We start from the raw sequence: 17638 nt of genomic DNA, 5'->3' as shown, positions 1-17638 counted from the left end.
GATGCAATCACCCCCCACAGGGAGTTTATGAGTTCACAACAGCAGGTATTTCGTTCGAGATCGTTAATACCGTGGAAAATGAGGTAACTCAATCGCTGCTAAAGACTTGATTTTCTTAGGACGTCGCAGCGGGTAGAGGACGGGTGAGGGCCAGTTGGATTGGGGCAGAATCACTTCATCAGACTCGTCTAGCTCATGATTAGCAGTGTCTCCTGCAACTGCTTCAGGATAGTCTGGTGAGGGTATCTCCTCGGCATCTCTAGAAGCGGATGGCTCGTTTGTAGAGTTAGGTCTTAGGGTTGGTGTTAAATTCCCTTGCTCTTGGACTAAATCGGAGACTAACTCTGACAAACCAGATGCCTCCGCTAGAGAGGTCATTTCGGCAAGAAGCTGTTCTTCGACTTCTAGTTCTGCGGCTGTACTATCTTGAGAAGCCGCGAAGGTTGTTTTGTGGGGTTCAGAGGTATCTGTCCTTGAGAGCCAATCGGTTGTTGGTTTTGTTACTTCCGAAGATGAGTTTGAGAGAAGTTCTAGCTGTATGGAGCGATTCCAAAGGGTATTGGTTTCGGATGGGTCTTCGAGCAAATCCGGTTGAGCTGACCAAGGTTGGATGGGTTGAGCTTTGGGGACAACGGATGGAGTCGTCACGTCCCGACTTTGACGGAGGCTTTGTTCCTCTGTTGCTTTGTTAGGGGGCATTTCCAGACATTTTTCCAGGGCAACCTTGAATTGCAAAGTTTGCTGTTGCTGCCTGTTTAGACGGGTTTTAAGTTCCCGACAAGTATTGGCTGCTTGTAGAAGCTGGTGAGACTGCTCGTTGTAACGCTGCTGAGTAAGAGCGCATTCTCGCTCAAGTTGGGCAACCCGTTCTTGAGAGCTTTGAAGTTGCTCTGATAGGGTTTCAATCAGAATTTGTTGGCGCTGGGCAGCTTGATGAGAGGATTCCAGGGTATGGAACAGGCGGGTTAATTGGGTTTGGAGTGTATTTATTTCCTCATTCTGTCGGACAACCAAGAGTTCCTGGTCTTGCGATCGCACTAACTCTACATTTAATGCCTCTTGCTTCTCATTAAGTGCCTGCTTTAACTGAGTCACTTGGTCGAGTAATCGGCGGTTGCGCTGACGCATTTTTTGTGCTAAGGCAAACCAATCGGCATCCTTACTGCGCTCTTGACCACCATCATCGAAGGTCTCAGTAGTATCGTCCTCTACCTCTACAATTGTGGCATAGTCCTGGTCAGGAGTTGGGTCTGGCTCCTGCTGACTGATATCGTTGCCCTCAGATCCCTCGAAAAGATGAACCAGTTTTGGCTCGTTTGTACTCTCTATTACATCCGACAAATCAGCCCCACTACTATCTGTGGGTGCAGTGGGTTCAGGAAGGGGCTGGTTATTTGGGGTGTCAGCTTCACTCATGGCTCTTTATCCAGAGGGTCACAAATCCACAATGCGGAAAAGTAAGGGCAATGTAAACCTACCACTTAAAGATATCGGTCGTTAAGCAGCAACTTAAGGCAGATACAACATTTCCAAGACCGTCTGTACCGGAAAATTAAGTCCAATGCTTTGCCCTGGTTTGAGGCAAGGGGGCTGCTGCCCTCCATCACCTCGCCCCTTACTCCATTAAGTAACGCACAAAAATCGCCAGACTACAAACTTTATACTATAAATCGATTCCTAGAGTAGAAATTCAATCTCGCGCTTAGTAAAGGGCAAATCTTGATTAATGGCGTCAATTTCCTCCTGTTCCATGGCATTTACTTCAGCTATATAGTGACGCAAAATTTGGGTGAGCCGCCCATTGTAAAATCGGTGCAAGCTGTGGTTGGGGGTTGCTGGAAAGCCGCGACGTTTCTTGTGACGCCCACCCGCACCCGGATCAAACATCTGGATTCCTCGCTCGATCGCCCACTCAATTGGCGTATAGTAGCAGGCGTCAAAGTGAAGACAATCATACTCCTCAAAACATCCCCAATATCGTCCGTAAAGCTGGTTGCCTTTATACAAGCAAAAGGACAGTCCCACAGGATGCTGATCGTCCCCCTGCCGATAGGCAGCAACTAATATAACGCGATCGCGATAGTTAGGATACAATTGCTCAAAAAACTTACGAGTCAGGTACTTGCTACCCCAGAAAAATTTATCGCAGGTGCTGCTGTAGAAATTGTAAATCAGCGGAAACAAGGATTTAGGAATCTCATCCCCTGTCAGGGTTTCCATGCGTAAACCGGCTTGCGTAACAGCTTTGCGCTCCCGTTTAATATTGCGGCGCTGATTAGCATTGAAGACGCTGAGGTAGTCTTCAAAGGTGCGGAAGCCTTTATTTTGCCAAATGTAGCTGTGGTGCAGCCAGCTTGTAAAGCCGTGGCGTTCCATGAGTAAGCGCCATTCAGGGTCAGCGAAGAGGAAATGACAGCCACTGATGCGGTGGCGATCGCAAAAATGGTCAATGGCAGCAATCATTAACTCTGTCAGTTCCTCTTCATCTTCTCCCGGTGCTATTAAAAACCGATAACCGACTGCTGGTGTAAACGGTGTCATTCCCACAAGTTTTGGGTAGTACCGGATGCCCAAGCGATGGGACAAATCCGCCCACTGGTGATCGAAGACAAACTCTCCGTAACTGTGACTTTTAACATATAAGGGAGCTGCCGCAATAAGCTGTCGATCTCGCCAGACAGTCAGGTGACTGGACAACCATCCTGTTTTAGCCGTTGCACTGCCCGATGTTTCCAGATTATTCAACCAGTCCCATTCCAGAAACGGCGTTTTCAAAGGCTGGGCAAGGGCGTCCCAAGGGGCTTGAGGAATATCAGCCATCCGGTTGACCCAGGTAACGGAGTAGTCGAGCTGCGGTTGTTGAACCATTGGGAAAATCCAGCGTAAAAATTGGTTAAGATACTGGGTCATCAGTCAGGTAGGAACGGATTCGATTGATCAACGTCAGTTCCTACTTCAATGGTAAAAACAAAAACTTTAATATAGGTTAATCTATCAAAAGAACTTAGAAGCTGAGAACCCTTGGTTAGAAACCGAGGGATGAAAGGGACACAGCAGGTTTTAACCTGTGTATCCCTTTTACTTATTGCGTTGCTCCTGGATATAGCGTTTAACGACTTCAGTGCTAACCTTGCCCGTTGTTGCAACGAAATAGCTGGGACTCCAGAGCGTTGGAAGTTTTTTGAGATCACGAAATTATTTTCTTAGTTGATTGAAGATACGGAGCTTTCTGTTCGACGATGCTCGTAATCTTATGCTGACAGTTTAGCCATAAAACCTTATTAATAGGTAGTGTCATATCAACTATAATGGACGACTAGGAGGTGATGCCATTACGTTTCCGCGTCAAGCGCTAACTTATAGTAATGGCAGCTTAAAGCCTTCAATTAGTCGAGAGACTAAGCCAGAACTAATCACTGAAGTCTGCTTAACTCCTCCTAACTTCATCGATTCTGATTGGATCAAGGAAGTTACAGTTCGTCCTTATTTGGGACAATTATGGATTGATTGGGTGATCGACGATGGGAAACAAGCAATTATCGATAACCCTAACCTTGACTATTCCCAAGCTTGGGGCTTTGACCACGGTGGCAATAACTGGTTGACAGGTGTTTCCACTCAGGGCAAAAGCTTGATTCTATATGGCAGACGATTGCGATCAATGAATCAAGGTTACTCTCGTCTAGTCGCCAAATATAAGCAAGGCAAATCCGAATTCTACTGGGACTTGAATTTAGACAGGATTCAACGCAAGCGTAACAACCAGAATCGAGAGGCCGTTAACAAGGCAGCTCGATTCATCGTTAATCGTTGTCACCGTCACAGAAGAAGCAAATACCTCAAAAGCTTCATTCTTAGATGGTGACAGCCTACCTAAGCATGGTGAAAAACCCCTAGGGTGGGTGGCTTCTGGCAGGCGAGTAAAGCGAGGGCTTTATCGCACTCAACAAGGATGGCTCGTCAACGCGGATGCGAACGCTGCCGCCAATATCCTCCGTAAAGTAGCGACACAGCTAAATATCAGTTTAGAATCCCTCGTGTTTTAACCGAGTGATATGTCAATACTCAGCTTGAAGTGTAAACAATGTAAGTTCTGGAGGACAGTTGAAGCGTATTGGTAAACGGCTAAACCCAATCCCCCGATTGATATATAAGCGATTGCCTTCAGCTCCATAGTCTTCACTCCAGCCGTCAACGTGTTCCCAATCTCGTGCATCTTCTAACCAAGACCAATTTGGTGTGAAGGGAATGCGAATTTGTCCGCCATGGGTATGTCCCGCGACGGCTACCGGTGCAGTTTGGGGGGGCAAAGCCAGAAAGGATTTGGGATTGTGCATCATCACGATTCTAGGGTTAGCATTGGGAACATCTGCCAGAGCCACTGTCGGTTTATCTTTTTGGGCTAAATAGGAATCAATACCAACCAGGTAAAGTGATTCAGAATTACTGACATTTTGAGCTGAATTTCCCGGTAGCGCCAGTTTTACAGCTTCGTTTCTGAGAACTTCTATTCCTACTTCTTCTAAAGCTGTTTCCAATCGAGCCGCTAATTTCTCTTTTGGTGAAATGTTCGTGCTTCTCATTCCATAATCATGGTTGCCTAGTACCGCATAGGTAGGGATATCCGCGTCTGGTAAGGGACGAACTAATTCGACTACATGAGCAACTTCTCGGTCTTCGTCTTGTAGGGCATGATAGATAAAGTCGCCGCTAATTAGTACTAAGGCAGGGCGTTCCTCAATGAGTTCCTCGACGATGCGACTGATGGTGTTGGTGTTATGTAGCCGCATCCCCACTTGCAAATCTGCGATAAGTCCCACTCGTTTACCTTCCCAAGCAGCAGGAAGATTGGGAATGACAGCAACTTCTTCTTCTTTATCGATGATGTAAGGCTCAATTAAGCTCCAGATTGCCAGCAAAGCTGCTATTCCCAATAAGCTTAATAGGATGTATTTGATTTTTTTCATAGTTGTTTGCTGCCCCGAACGCTGATATCCTCAATGCATCACCGCACTGTCTATCGCCCTAGCGGGACTTAAACAAATATCAAGCCCAAATAAAGCCTAAACTGGCTTTATAAGCAATAAATACGTCCCTGTTCTCATTCAAACAAGCCACAAAATGACTTGACATTGCTGTACGAAATGCCTATAAAGCATCGGCAAAAGTGTTTAAAGGTTTATTCGCCCACCTTCGCCTTAATCCTCCCGTTAAGGTGTGCCATAAAATAAATGTAATAGCATTATACCCTTGTTATCTCTTGTTTTTCGTTTAAGTCCCGTTAGAATCCCTCGTGTTTTAACCGAGGGATATGTCAACTTCATTTTCCCCACTTTCCCACACCCCAGACCTTATTTCCTACACCCAAGGAAATAGGCTTGCCGTCGATAGTGAAGAAATATTTCCTGTCCAATATTCTCAATCTCTACCAGTTCCAGGGGTTTTGCCAGTTCCCCAAGAAAGCCTTCACCCTCTACTGGTGTTGGCGCTGTTGAACCGCCTAGAATTAAGGGACAAACGGTCAACCAGAATTCATCAATCAAATTTGCTGCAAGTAGGGATGCCACCAATTCGCCACCACCCAAGACAGCTAGGCGTCGGATTCCCAGCCCGGTTAGCTGCTGACAAGCCTGCTCCCAGTCAATCCCACCTCCTGAAGTTCCCGCTACCAAAATTTGATCGAAACCGCCATCTGCCGATGCGGAAGAATGCCGCCATCCTTCGGCACCAGCCCTTGTGGTCAATAACCACCGAGGCACCTGCTGACGAAAAAAGCGCCATTTCGGGTCAAGTTGAGCCAAGCGAGAGCAAACAATTTGTACAGGTTGGGTGGGAACACCTCGCTGCTGGCGTAGTTTCAGTAATTGAGGGTTTGAGACGCCCAAGGTGGTGCCATAGGCGCGGAGAGTGCCTGCGCCGAACAAGACGCCATCGGCTAAAGCTACTTGTTTTTCCAAATGCGCCCGGTCGGTAGGGGATGAAAATCGAGCTGGGGAGCGGGTTACATCTGCAATTTTGCCATCTGCACTCATGGCAAGAATCACTGTCATATGGGGTCGATTGATGGCATAATTTTCGAGCATGATGATTGAGTGAGTAGATTCATAAAAAGTTACTTTTACAACAATAGGGATGCTGGGCTAAGAGTTAGCTAATGTTTCAAAAGATAGAATTTTAAACAGTATTCAGGTAATTTTGAACTGTTTTAGGATAAAAACAAGTTCAGTGGAGGCTGGGAATGCGAGTAACCTTTTCGGTTTGTCAGAATGGTCAAATAAAACCAAAACAGCTTGAAAATAGAGGTAAGGAAGATAAGGCGTGAGGTTGGATATTCGAGTCCTTTATTTATTATCGGCAAAAGCTATAGCCTTTCTCAAATGTATGAGGTACAACCAATGCTTGCCCAGTAAGGGTTTCATCCCTAAAAATGTACCTCACGCAAGCGAAAACCGCTATATTCTACTTTTAGCTGCCAAGTTAAGAGTAGATTGTTGCTCTAGTGCATTCACACTCTGCTATTGGGTTTTTACCTTCCATCACCATCAGAAATCCTATGGCTAAGTCAGGTCAATCCTCCTTTCGTCGTATTCTGCTATCGCGCCTGTTGCTGTTAAGTGTGCCAGTATTACTAACGGGGGTTTACGTGACCTACAGGAAAGCACGCTCAACCCTGTTGGAAACAGCTCGTCAAAATCTCACCGAAAGTGCTATCAGAAAAGGGGAAAGCATTCAGCAATCTATTGTGGCTCTACAAGCTAACCTAGTAACCGCTAGTGAAGCCGTGGTGTTGCAATCGCAGTCATCAAAAGCCTATCAAGGATTTGTTGACCAACTCGCTGAACAATTACCAACCCAGATCGATTGTGTACAGTTGGTTGAGATCCAAACTCAAGAAATTGCTGCCAGTACCTGTGGAAATCAGTTGCTCTTTAGTAAGGCGGCAACGTCTCTATGGAATCACCAACCGGGTCGCTTGTTCTCAGATCCTTCGCAAATCTACGTGACCGTAGTCCCGCCTGAAAAAACGATAACAGGTAAGGAGACTCAAACCAACTCTATCGGTCAACTTCATTTATTATTCAGTGCCCCGGTTTATAACTGGGCGGGTCAACTCCGATATGCTTTGAACATTCAGTCAACTCTCTTGCAACAGCCGAAGCAAGTTGAACCTGGCTCCCTAACTGGCTATCCCGTGGTGATTCACGAAGACGGCACTATTTTAGCTTATCCTCAGCTCGAGCGAGTAGGACGCAATATCAAGCAGGAACCCGATGGGAAAAGGCTTGAGAGTATCGTGGACAATGCGATCGCCGGACAGGAGTATTTCCAGCATCTTGCCTTAGAAAAAAATGGTGTGGAATTGCTGGCTGGCTACGGCTCAATCAAGAGTCCCATTAGTGACCAAACCAACCAAAAATGGGTAATTTTAGCTGTTACTCCCCTAGATAAGGGTGCCTTAGCAGGTCTAGGAGAAATTCGTCAAGTACTCATCATCTTAACCTGCGGCTTGCTTGCCGCTTGCTTTTTAGCCACGGTTTACGTGTCTTGGGAACTGTCACGCCCCTTAGAAAAACTCAGAGACTATGCCCTCAATGAATCTGAGCTACATTCTATAGACCGAATTCCCCATAATTTTAAAATTCGAGAAATCAATCAATTGGCTGAAGCTCTTGATCGGATGATCGAACACCTGAAGCACTGGGCAGAAGAACTCGAAGCTGCCTGGAAGGAAGCTCAAGCCGCGAACCAACTCAAGAATGAGTTTCTCGCCAGTACCTCCCACGAATTGAGAACTCCTCTCAACGGTATCATTGGCTGTTTGCGACTCGTCAGAGACGGCTTCTGTGATGATCGTGAAGAAGAACTAGATTTTTTACAGCGAGCCGATGATGCTGCCATTCACCTGTTAGGGATTATCAATGACATTTTGGATCTTGCCAAGATTGAAGCGGGTAAGCTTTCAGTAGAAATGGAATCCGTTAACTTGCGTGAGTTAATGGATGAAGTGATTAATTTACAGGCGGTTCCCATTCAAAACAAAGGTATCGAGTTTAATATCAGTAACTTAGACGAGAGCATTCCAGTTCGTGCCGATCCCGCTAAATTCAAACAGGTACTGCTAAATGTAGTTGGTAATGCGGCTAAGTTTACTGACTCCGGCAGCATTACGATTAGTACGCGGATTGAGAAAGTAACCGAGCAGGAATATCAAGATGTCGATACTGATAAAGCAGTTTTGAAAATCAAGGAATTCCAAGTAAACGGTAAAGAGCCACAGCAAAAAGCGAACTCCACATTGGCTAAAACATCTTTCTCCTCCCAGGTCGTTGTGACTGTTAAGGATACAGGTATTGGTATCGATCCAGCTCAACAGTCCAAACTCTTTCGTCCTTTCGTAATGGTTGACGGTTCAACGACTCGCAAGTACGGCGGTACGGGTCTTGGACTTGCTATTTCCCGAAATTTAATAGAAATGATGGGAGGTACGATTACCCTGTTCAGTGAGGGAGAGGGTCAGGGAACTACAGTCAAGATTACCTTACCGACACTTGATAAGGGACAAGAGATCAAAAATAAACAAATCAGCTCTTCCGAGTCAGTTAAATCTCCTTCGGAACAGGAGGATCAATTGTAGTGGCGGAAATTGCTGGTTAAAACTTGTCAATTTGGCAACCTGCGGAATTTGGGTTTCATGGAGATTATGTTACTTTTTTCAGCCCTCACCCTAAATCCCTCTCCCATTGGGAGAGGGACTTTGAAGACTGACTCCAAGATACCGCACGACCTAGATAGAACTTTGAGTTACCAATTCTGGTGGTCGAGCTTCGGTTGAAAGGTTAGGTTTATTTGCCAAATACTCAGCCACTTGCGCTTCAATATTATCTCGCACAATTTGACGGTACTCCAAGAAATGCTCGCTCAGGGCGCAAATAGTTAAGTAATTGACCAATACAGCACGATTGTGGCGCAGAATTGAGAATAGCTGACGCCAGAATTGGAAGCGTGTACTGCGTTTAAATCCCTGTCGCCAAAAAATAATCAGTATCGCTCGCACCTCGATCAGTTCTAGCATCCGAAACGGTGTTTTGTGGGCAAATGGTTTCATTGTTATAAAGTGCCGAAAAACTCGGGATAGATAACGCCTCGGTTCATACAGTTCCCAAAAGCAGCTCACATACTCACGGGCAATATCTTCGATAGGGCGGGTAGGCACAAAGTTAATCAGCGCCATCTGCTGATTGCCCTCCGTCTCTTCTTTTCCCTCTATCAGACGACCTTCTTTCTTGAGTCGATGCCATAGGGCTGTATTGGGCAGAGCTGCTAACATCCCAAACATGGCTTGAGGAATGGCGGTTGCTTCTACAAAGTCAATAATGCGTTGACCAGCTCCTGGCTTTTCATCATCGAAGCCAATAATAAAACCAGCCATAACACGCAGACCGATCTGATTTATTTTCTGGACAGACTCTACCAAAGAGTTGCGGGTATTCTGGAATTTCTGAGTTAGAGCCAAGCTATCAGTATCGGGTGTCTCAATCCCTATAAATACCGAGCGGAAGTTGGCTGCAACCATCAAATCTAGCAGTTCGTCATCTTGTGCCAAGTCTATTGAGGCTTCAGTAACAAAGTAAAACGGGTATTTGTGTTCTGCCATCCAAACACCCAGTTCACGTAGCAAGAGCTTGACATTGCGCTTGTTGCCGATGAAATTGTCATCGACCATAAAAATTGATCGCCGCCAGCCCAAATCATAGAGGGTTTGCAACTCCGCCAGTAACTGAGCTGGGGTTTTGGTGCGCGGTTTGCGCCCATAGAGGACAATAATGTCACAAAATTCGCACTGAAACGGGCAACCCCGCGAAAACTGCACCGACATATCACTGTAGACATTCAAGTCTAGCAGGTCATATCTGGGAATGGGTGTGTTGGTGACATCTGGCTTTTCTCCGTCGGCGCGGAATATTCCGGAAGTTTCCCCCCGTTCTAGCGCTTCGACAAATAGGGGCAGGGTAATCTCTCCCTCATCTAAAATCAAAAAGTCTACCCCAGCTTCTAGTGCCGCCTCGGGAACAGAGGTGACGTAGGGTCCCCCCACCGCTATCGGTTTACGGCGCCGCTTGGCATCACGGATCAGGTGCAGCAGATCTGGTTTTTGGACAATCATCCCCGATACAATCACCAAATCTGCCCAGTCCCAGTCTGCTTCCATTTCAAACTGAGCATTCCGGTCTACCAAACGAAACTCCCAAGTCTGGGGTAAGATGGCCGCGACGGTAATCAAGCCCAATGGTGGGAGGCTAACTTTGCGCCCTATTAGTTCTAAGGCTTTGTCAAAAGACCAGAATGATTTGGGAAAGAGGGGATAGAGGAGTAAAACACGCATGACAGTTTGGGGAATGGGGATTGGGGAGTGGGAGGGTTCTTCCTTCCCTTGCTCTTTTGTCCTTAGTTCTCAGTCCCCCTTAGTATACGCTTTGGCTGGCAATCGTGAGTTTTTCAGATGGGAAAGAGGTGATAGCCGCTATCGTCTACGATAAAGCTGTTGCTGAGGCGATCGCTTTCGTACCCAGTAGCGCCGTCAAAAGCTAATGTAATTTAATCATCCATTTCCATTCTTTCTTCGGCGAAATCATAGGATCAACAGCAAACTTTACTTCCTGCAATCTAAGTCTGCCAAAATATAAAATTATCACGGGATTTTTTAAGCTTCCCATGACAGACGGCATTTACCAAGTCAATAACCGCTCTTTAGAAGTCTATCGGTTAAACGAAATAACCGAGGGAGGAGTCTGCTCAAAGCTCGGAGTCCTGAATCTGTCAGAAGTCGTGTTTCTCAGAAAAACACGACTCCTATCAGTTATTAGAAAAATTCCCTCAGATTAGACGCGACTAACCATAAGGTTAGTAGGTAGGGATTGGCGCAAGCGATCGCCATAGAATGCCAGGGCATTACCCCCCAACAGCAGCGCCAGATGTTCCTGGTCGTAATCGGCAACTGTCGCCGCATCCTTTACACAACCCCGCAGGACGCCATCCCAGTGACCGTAGTCTCCAGAGAAGCAAGCGAGTCGCTTACCCACTTCCCCCATAGCAATGTGCATATAGGAAGGACCGGGGTCATCCGATTCAAAGGACGTAAAGATTTGCCCCCGTTCAAAATACTCTATCGGGTCGCGGTGGCGAAGGTCGTAATGCTCGTATAAGCTGGCATCATCAATCTTGGTGGGGTCGTGTTTGGCGTTCCACAACAAATCGAAGAGATTTTTCGCCTTGCTGATGATGTTGATATTGTCTTTACCCCCCCGTTCCTGAATCATCAGTTTGGTAAATTCCATTAAGGACGGGCGATAGGGATTTTTGGGGTCAAAGTCACGGATGCGCTTTTCCCAATGTTCGTGAAAAGCGTGCGCCAAGTCTGGCAACCAACCGCAACCCCCTTCTAAAAAGCCAACGCGCAGGGTGGGGAATTGCTCAAATGCCCCATCAAAAACCATCCGCGCTAAGGCTAGCTGTTGCTGGTTCCGCTGTACAAAGATATGAGTGAGGACAAAGGTTTCCATATGGTCGGAAATACCACCTACCATGAAGGAACCAGGACCACCGTGAATGCCTAAACCAATATTGAGGTCTACTGCCGCTTGTAAGATAGGGCGGAAATCAGGATGGCTGATTGCCTTACAGGTGCGAATTTCTGGGAAGGCGTCCGGGGCTTTGGGATGAGGAATCGGCAGGTTGGGGGCAACTGCAACGCCAATCATTCCCAGTTCGTTGACGCAACGATGCATTTCCTTGACTGCCTCATCCACATCCTGAAGAGCGATGACACCAATGGGTTTGAGGCGGTTATCGTAGCCCCGACAATCGTCAGCCATGTAGTTATTGTAGGCGCGGCATAGGGCGATCGCTAAATCCTTATCCAGAATGCTGGAAAAGATCAGATTCAATGTGCCGTAGATCACTTGCACATCAATGCCTTCTTGATCCATGTGATCAATCCGCACCCGATTGAACATGGCACCCAATGTCGTATCCGGATGCAGGTTACGAAAGCCACCTTTACCTAAACCTTGGGGTTGGGGAAACATCCGTAGGCAGTCATTTCTCCCCGTTTCGGGATTAAAGTCAATGATTTTCGCCCGTTGATCGCCAAGACTGTCAATCACCAAACCAATGCGATCGCGATACTCTGGCTCTATATAATCCCGCATTACTAGGGGATTTTCTAGCTTGTGGGCATCAGCATCGATTACCAGTAAACCTTTGTACATGAATACTCCTTAAGTTGAATAGATTGTTGGTCATCGCTCATCGGTTGTCAATGAGGAGGTCTTAAACCAAGGACAAATGACCCATGATAAATGACTAAGCGTTTTGTTGCTGGCGCAGGTGACTCCAAACTTGACGCAGACCAAACCCGTTTTCAACAGACCACGACAGGGAAGCTAGGATTGTGATGCCGGGGTATTTTCTAAAGGCGGGTTCGTTCTTCTCAAAGAAAGCGTGTCCCCCTAGGGCAAAGACTTGAGTCAGGACTAAGCAGATAAGGGTTAACCGCCAGTCGTAGAACAACAGGACTACTGCTGCGATCGCCAGTAGGTTGGTAATGTGGTGCAAAACTTGGTTGATGGGATGCTGGTGACTGGCAATGAAGTGGGCTTTTGCCTCGTGGAAGTAATTCAAGGGGATTCTCCTACCTCACACTCAATTAAAAAAACTTACAGCATTCTATCTAAAATTAAGCCTTCACTCCCAGCCATTCTCGTAGAATTGGCAGAGGGGGGGTTTGTCCATGATGGTTGCAACAGGTTTATTCTTCAGTAAGAATTATTTCTAACGGCACAAAAATCCTTTTATCAGCGATCGCAAAAGCAACTCAGAGAGCCTGTTTCTCAAAGATCATCAAATGCTGCTGGGGTAAAACCTCTTTTGTTTCCACCCATTGCAATCCCACTGCCTTCATTTCTTTACGTGCCTGTCTCTGACTCATTTTGTGAAGTGCTTTAATGGGAATTAACGGATTTTCCCGACGGTATTCAACCAGCACCACTCGTCCGCCCAGTTTGAGCGATCGCACAATAGCTTCCATCATCTCTCTGGGATATGCAAATTCGTGGTATGCATCCACCATCAGCGCTAGGTTCACTCTCTCATCAGGCAGGTTAGGGTTAGTCACACTACCTAAAATGGGTTCAACATTAGTTATAGCGTTTTCCTTTTTCAGGAACTCCAGGATATTAATCATCTCCGGCTGAATATCTACCGCCAGCACCTTTCCCTGCGGAACCAAGGGACTGAGGCGAAAGCTAAAATAACCTGTACCTGCTCCAATATCTGCGACAGTATCCGTCGGTTTCAGCTCCAGGGCATCCAACACTTGCTGCGGTTGTTCTACTGTTGCTCGACTGGGACGCTCCAGCCACAGCGCTTCCGTGTGTCCCATCACCTTAGCAATTTCTCGACCCATGTAAAACTTGGCGATACCATCGGCGCTGTGGACGATTCGCTGCTGGTATACTGAACCCGATTCAGCCGCAGCATTGGGTATTGAAAGTCTCCAGCCAGTCAGCATGAGTCCCAGCAGGATAATAGTGATAATAATGATTGTTCTTATCGTGGGGGATAGACGACGATCTTTCATGGGTGTAATAAATAATTCACCTCTGCACCTGTTGGCAGTATAGCGAGAGTGTGAGGTAGAGACTTTACCTACAATGTCTTTACTTTTTGGCAGTATGAAAGAAGGCACCTCGACTGAACTTTGATGACACCTCCAACTGCTCCTTCCCAAATACCCCAGCGGCATCACTCCGATCCCCCCACGCTGTGGACTTTTGTGATCCTAGGTTCTGGTCTTATCCATCTACTAGCATTTTTAGTGCTGAGTATAGTGCTGATGGGACGCTTCCAGGGATTGCGATCTAACAAAACTCTGATTCCCGTCAATGTGATTGCTTTTACTCCCGAAGCCAGAGCGCTTTCTCCAGGGTTGACATCCCCCCGACAACCAGCACCGAGCGATCGCACCACCCAAACTTTCCCAAGCCAATCGATTAATCCTCAGCCGTCCCCTACCTCTACTGTATCTTCAACTCGTTCTCAACTTCAGGAAACAGGCAGACAGTCACCTGCAACGAAGTCTTCCCCCAACCCATCGTCGGAGCGATCGCCAAAATCTAACTCTTCCCCCAACCCATCGTCGGAGCGATCGCCAAAATCTAACTCTTCCCCCAACCCATCGTCGGAGCGATCGCCAGAACCAACTTCACCCAGTTCTGATGACAGCGGATCTTTTGGTGTCGCCCTAGGCGGATTGAGCCTCACTGATGGCAGTCGGGATATTCCTGACCAACCGGCAACACTGAAGTCAGGGAACACAACTGAATTTCCAAGGGAGTATCTGACGCAGTTGGGACTTAATCCTGAGCAGGCTATCCGTTTAAAAGTAGTTGTATTGATTGATACGACGGGTCAAGCCGAACCTCTGCCAGATTATACTCAAGTTTTATCTGGAAACATCAGTACTGAGCAGGCAGAGCAACTGGCACAGCAGATTGTTTCCGAGTGGCGATTTGAACCCACTTATATGGGGAATCAACCAGTTGAGCAGGCTTACAACCTTGAACTGAATATTACTCCCTGATAACTGTAAAAGAATGGGGCTTGACTTGCCTATTTAACTCAAAATTGTGCTACTGTTAGTAGGGTGGCGTATTAAGTACGATATGCTGCGGGCATAGTTTAGTGGTAAAACCTCAGCCTTCCAAGCTGATGATGCGAGTTCGATTCTCGCTGCCCGCTTTTAACGAAATAGTTGAGCGCAGTCCCCATCTAGAATCCCATGATGGTAGTGGCAAAATTAAGCGGAGTAACAAAAAATACTCTCAAGCAATATTCCAGAACGGAAAGCGGTACAATGCTGACCTGCGAGCCCAGGGCTATGAAGGCATTCGCCGCAGTGAACTTCTTGGATGAACAGAACTCGACATCAAGTTGCTGTCCGAGTGTGTCTTAATCGCCCAAACTTCTAGGGTTGAAGCCGTTAGAGAATTTCGTGAGACAGTCCTAAACACAGAGCCGCATTGAAAGGGGAGTAGGTCACTGTAAAGCAAAGAAACACTAACGGTAGTAGCGAAGCAGCCCATAACCTGGTAAATCTGGACTCAACCCCAATGCGGGTTTAGCTGTAAGCAGATAAAATTGCTATGACTACTAACGCGAAATACGTCCTAGCGCTTGACCTTGGTACAACAGGCAACCGCGCCATTTTATTTGACGCTCAAGGTGCCATTGCAGGTCAGGTTTATAAAGAATTCACTCAACACTACCCCAAACCGGGCTGGTTAGAACACGACCCCAACGAAATTTGGCAAGATACTCGCGCTTGTATGCAGCAAGTGTTGAAAGATAATAGTATTTCCGAAGCGGAAATAGCAGCAATTGGTCTAACCGTACAACGCGAAACCTGCTTGCTATGGGATAAAACCACAGGCAAACCTTTGCACAATGCGATCGTTTGGCAAGATCGCCGCACGGCGTCCCGATGTCGTGAGTTAACCCAACAAGGTCATGCGGCTGACATTCAAGAACGGACAGGATTAGTCCTCGATGCTTACTTCTCAGCAACTAAATTAGAATGGCTGCTGAATTGGGTACGAAGCGAAAAACCTGATACTAACTTCGATAACGTATTAGCTGGCACCGTTGATACCTGGATACTCTGGAATCTTACAGGCGGAAAAGTCCACGCTACCGATCACAGTAATGCTAGCCGTACCATGCTGATGAATCTGGCAAAGGAGGAATGGGATCGAACCCTGTTAGATTTATTCAGCATTCCCCCGCAGATATTGCCCCAAATTCAGCCGAGTATGGGGATGTTTGGTAAGACTGAGCCTAACTTGCTAGGAGCGGAAATTCCGATTACGGCTATCTTCGGCGATCAACAAGCCGCACTCTTCGCCCACGGATGCGATCGCCCTGGTATGCTCAAATGTACTTACGGCACCGGCTGTTTCTTAATTTCCCAGACTGGCACAGAACTGACGCGATCGCACAATCAACTCCTCTCAACCGTTGCTTGGACAAATGCCGCCAATGGCAGTGGCACAGACGTAGCATATGCCCTAGAAGGAGCTATGTTTACTACGGGTGCTTGCATTCAGTGGCTGCGGGATGGTCTGAAGCTGATTAGTTCTGCGGCTGAAACCGAACCCTTAGCGCGTCAGGTTGAGGATACTAACGGTATCTATTTTGTTCCTGCCCTCAGCGGTTTGGGAGCGCCCCACTGGGATATGAGCGCTAGGGGTGCATTCTTGGGCATTACCGGGGGCGTACAGAGAGAGCATATGGTGCGAGCGGTCTTAGAGTCCATCGCCTATCAAGTGAGGGAAGTTGTTGATGCCATGAATAAAGATGGCGACACTCCCATCAAACTGCTGAAAGTTGATGGCGGCGCATCTCAGAATAACTTCTTAATGCAGTTCCAATCTGATGTCCTCGGCATCCCGGTAGAACGTCCGGCAGTATTGGATGCAACAGCTCAAGGAGCTGCATTTGGTGCAGGTTTAGCTGTTGGCTTCTGGAGCGATTACAAAAAGCTAGTCGCAACTACTCCGATTGACCGAACCTTCGAGCCTGGAGCAGGAGCAACAGCAGCCCAACAAAACTTTACTACCTGGCAGAAAGCGGTCGAACGTGCCAAAAATTGGGTTGATTGAGGCAGGATAATTGATTCTGACAAGTAGAGACGTTACGTGGAACGTCTCTACTAAAAATGATTCTCCTGAGTTCTAAGTCTAAGAACAAATCATTGATCTCAACTATAAATATAATTAATACTGATTGATGAGGTGTGGCAGTGAGTAACTGACAAGGACAAAAAATCCTCAAACCCTTTTTAAACCTACACTTGAGAACAAGTCACAATAGCCCATATTCCATCATTAACCCCATTCATTCAATATAAGAAAAACTAATTTAATATTCAATTAACACTTTCATTCCTAATCCTGTTCAACCACTCTAGGTTTTTCTCGTAGTATCAGAAATGAAGCAGACACCACGCACGTCGTAGCCAATCCGCTTAGAGGAAAGCTTAGGTGCGTCAAGGGTGCTTTAGCAGAATTTATCCTGCCGTTTGAAATCAACTACAGAGGAGAGATAATGGCAACTTTCAAAGTCACCTTAAAGAACGAAGCTGAAGGGCTGAATACCACAATTGATTGTCCCGACGACGAATATATTCTCGATGTTGCGGAAGAGCAAGGTATTGACTTACCATATTCCTGCCGTGCTGGTGCTTGTTCTACCTGCGCTGGCAAATTAGTTAGTGGTGAAATTGACCAGTCTGACCAGTCTTTCTTAGATGACGACCAAATTGAGGCTGGATTTGTTCTGACCTGTGTTGCTTATCCAAAATCTGATTGCACCATTACCACTCACCAAGAGGAAGAATTGTACTAAAATCGTCGGCATTATCTAACCGATTGATTGATTAGTTCCTGTAGGGGTAAGGCATACCCATCTGTATCAACTTAAGCACTCATGTTTGTTGCTACTGGGGTATTAGCCCTCATCCCCTAACTCCTTCTCCCAAACTTGGGAGAAGGGGTACTAATAACTGACTCTCCTCTCTCTT

Annotated in this window: 13 protein-coding genes, 1 tRNA gene and 3 pseudogenes; 7 read left to right on the top strand and 10 right to left on the bottom strand. The window is 46.7% G+C overall.

Going from position 1 to position 17638, the window contains the following annotated elements:
- Positions 1-63: 63 nt before the first annotated feature.
- The 3 genes and pseudogenes from IQ257_RS06970 to IQ257_RS06960 all read right to left on the bottom strand — a co-directional run.
- Positions 64-1416, bottom strand: a complete 1353-nt coding sequence (locus tag IQ257_RS06970) for a hypothetical protein (RefSeq protein WP_193879830.1) — start codon at positions 1414-1416, stop codon at positions 64-66.
- 261 nt (positions 1417-1677) lie between these two features.
- Positions 1678-2868: a GNAT family N-acetyltransferase gene (locus IQ257_RS06965; RefSeq protein WP_193879836.1), complete on the bottom strand. Its 1191-nt coding sequence runs from the start codon at positions 2866-2868 to the stop codon at positions 1678-1680.
- A 210-nt stretch (positions 2869-3078) separates the two neighbouring features.
- Positions 3079-3195: pseudogene (locus IQ257_RS06960) on the bottom strand (transposase); the annotation flags it as partial.
- A gap of 109 nt (positions 3196-3304) precedes the next feature.
- Between IQ257_RS06960 and IQ257_RS31410 the strand changes: the two are divergent.
- Positions 3305-4028: pseudogene (locus tag IQ257_RS31410) on the top strand (RNA-guided endonuclease TnpB family protein); the annotation flags it as partial.
- A gap of 30 nt (positions 4029-4058) precedes the next feature.
- On the opposite strand, the gene IQ257_RS06950 reads toward IQ257_RS31410, so the two are convergent.
- From IQ257_RS06950 to IQ257_RS06940, 3 genes and pseudogenes are all read right to left on the bottom strand, one after another.
- Positions 4059-4967, bottom strand: a complete 909-nt coding sequence (locus tag IQ257_RS06950) for a metallophosphoesterase (protein WP_193879827.1) — start codon at positions 4965-4967, stop codon at positions 4059-4061.
- 79 nt (positions 4968-5046) lie between these two features.
- Positions 5047-5241, bottom strand: a pseudogene (locus IQ257_RS06945) (IS701 family transposase); the annotation flags it as partial.
- A gap of 110 nt (positions 5242-5351) precedes the next feature.
- On the bottom strand, positions 5352-6083 hold the full coding sequence (locus tag IQ257_RS06940; protein WP_193879824.1) for a RibD family protein: 732 nt from the start codon (positions 6081-6083) through the stop codon (positions 5352-5354).
- Between the two features lie 470 nt (positions 6084-6553).
- Here IQ257_RS06940 and IQ257_RS06935 point away from each other — a divergent pair, with 470 nt between their 5' ends.
- Positions 6554-8635 carry an ATP-binding protein gene (locus tag IQ257_RS06935; RefSeq protein WP_193879821.1) on the top strand — a complete coding sequence of 694 codons (2082 nt, stop codon included), beginning with the start codon at positions 6554-6556 and terminating at the stop codon, positions 8633-8635.
- 150 nt (positions 8636-8785) lie between these two features.
- Here the strand turns inward: IQ257_RS06935 and IQ257_RS06930 are convergent, their stop codons facing one another.
- The 4 genes from IQ257_RS06930 to IQ257_RS06915 all read right to left on the bottom strand — a co-directional run bounded on the left by IQ257_RS06930 (position 8786) and on the right by IQ257_RS06915 (position 13639).
- Positions 8786-10384: a B12-binding domain-containing radical SAM protein gene (locus tag IQ257_RS06930; RefSeq protein ID WP_193932979.1), complete on the bottom strand. Its 1599-nt coding sequence runs from the start codon at positions 10382-10384 to the stop codon at positions 8786-8788.
- A 496-nt stretch (positions 10385-10880) separates the two neighbouring features.
- On the bottom strand, positions 10881-12269 hold the full coding sequence (locus IQ257_RS06925; protein WP_193932978.1) for an amidohydrolase family protein: 1389 nt from the start codon (positions 12267-12269) through the stop codon (positions 10881-10883).
- 94 nt (positions 12270-12363) lie between these two features.
- Positions 12364-12681 carry an Mpo1-like protein gene (locus tag IQ257_RS06920; RefSeq protein ID WP_193877953.1) on the bottom strand — a complete coding sequence of 106 codons (318 nt, stop codon included), beginning with the start codon at positions 12679-12681 and terminating at the stop codon, positions 12364-12366.
- 193 nt (positions 12682-12874) lie between these two features.
- Positions 12875-13639, bottom strand: coding sequence for a class I SAM-dependent methyltransferase (locus tag IQ257_RS06915; protein WP_193877951.1), 765 nt, complete (start codon positions 13637-13639; stop codon positions 12875-12877).
- A gap of 123 nt (positions 13640-13762) precedes the next feature.
- Here IQ257_RS06915 and IQ257_RS06910 point away from each other — a divergent pair, with 123 nt between their 5' ends.
- From IQ257_RS06910 to IQ257_RS06890, 5 genes are all read left to right on the top strand, one after another.
- Positions 13763-14641, top strand: coding sequence for a hypothetical protein (locus IQ257_RS06910; RefSeq protein ID WP_193877949.1), 879 nt, complete (start codon positions 13763-13765; stop codon positions 14639-14641).
- A gap of 87 nt (positions 14642-14728) precedes the next feature.
- A tRNA-Gly gene (locus IQ257_RS06905) sits at positions 14729-14799 on the top strand.
- Positions 14770-14973 (top strand): hypothetical protein, encoded by a 204-nt coding sequence (locus IQ257_RS06900; RefSeq protein WP_193877957.1) that lies wholly within the window; start codon positions 14770-14772, stop codon positions 14971-14973. The genes IQ257_RS06905 and IQ257_RS06900 overlap by 30 nt, the downstream gene beginning before the upstream one ends.
- Before the next feature lie 230 nt (positions 14974-15203).
- Complete coding sequence (gene glpK / locus IQ257_RS06895; protein ID WP_193877947.1) at positions 15204-16718, top strand: glycerol kinase GlpK; 1515 nt, start codon at positions 15204-15206, stop codon at positions 16716-16718.
- Between the two features lie 445 nt (positions 16719-17163).
- Complete coding sequence (locus IQ257_RS06890; protein WP_193877945.1) at positions 17164-17463, top strand: ferredoxin; 300 nt, start codon at positions 17164-17166, stop codon at positions 17461-17463.
- Positions 17464-17638 lie beyond the last annotated feature (175 nt).

Source organism: Coleofasciculus sp. LEGE 07092 (assembly GCF_015207375.1).
GTDB lineage: Bacteria > Cyanobacteriota > Cyanobacteriia > Cyanobacteriales > Coleofasciculaceae > LEGE-07092.
The sequence above is the reverse complement of the archived record's forward strand: the minus strand, read 5'-3'. Positions and strand labels throughout refer to the sequence as shown.

Coding starts and splice junctions, on each gene's coding strand:
- IQ257_RS06915 (WP_193877951.1), bottom strand. CDS start 13,639: ATGAAAGATCGTCGTCTATCCCCCACGATAAGAACAATCATTATTATC.
- IQ257_RS06925 (WP_193932978.1), bottom strand. CDS start 12,269: ATGTACAAAGGTTTACTGGTAATCGATGCTGATGCCCACAAGCTAGAA.
- IQ257_RS06900 (WP_193877957.1), top strand. CDS start 14,770: ATGATGCGAGTTCGATTCTCGCTGCCCGCTTTTAACGAAATAGTTGAG.
- IQ257_RS06930 (WP_193932979.1), bottom strand. CDS start 10,384: ATGCGTGTTTTACTCCTCTATCCCCTCTTTCCCAAATCATTCTGGTCT.
- IQ257_RS06935 (WP_193879821.1), top strand. CDS start 6,554: ATGGCTAAGTCAGGTCAATCCTCCTTTCGTCGTATTCTGCTATCGCGC.
- IQ257_RS06965 (WP_193879836.1), bottom strand. CDS start 2,868: ATGGTTCAACAACCGCAGCTCGACTACTCCGTTACCTGGGTCAACCGG.
- glpK (WP_193877947.1), top strand. CDS start 15,204: ATGACTACTAACGCGAAATACGTCCTAGCGCTTGACCTTGGTACAACA.
- IQ257_RS06890 (WP_193877945.1), top strand. CDS start 17,164: ATGGCAACTTTCAAAGTCACCTTAAAGAACGAAGCTGAAGGGCTGAAT.
- IQ257_RS06940 (WP_193879824.1), bottom strand. CDS start 6,083: ATGCTCGAAAATTATGCCATCAATCGACCCCATATGACAGTGATTCTT.
- IQ257_RS06910 (WP_193877949.1), top strand. CDS start 13,763: ATGACACCTCCAACTGCTCCTTCCCAAATACCCCAGCGGCATCACTCC.
- IQ257_RS06970 (WP_193879830.1), bottom strand. CDS start 1,416: ATGAGTGAAGCTGACACCCCAAATAACCAGCCCCTTCCTGAACCCACT.
- IQ257_RS06950 (WP_193879827.1), bottom strand. CDS start 4,967: ATGAAAAAAATCAAATACATCCTATTAAGCTTATTGGGAATAGCAGCT.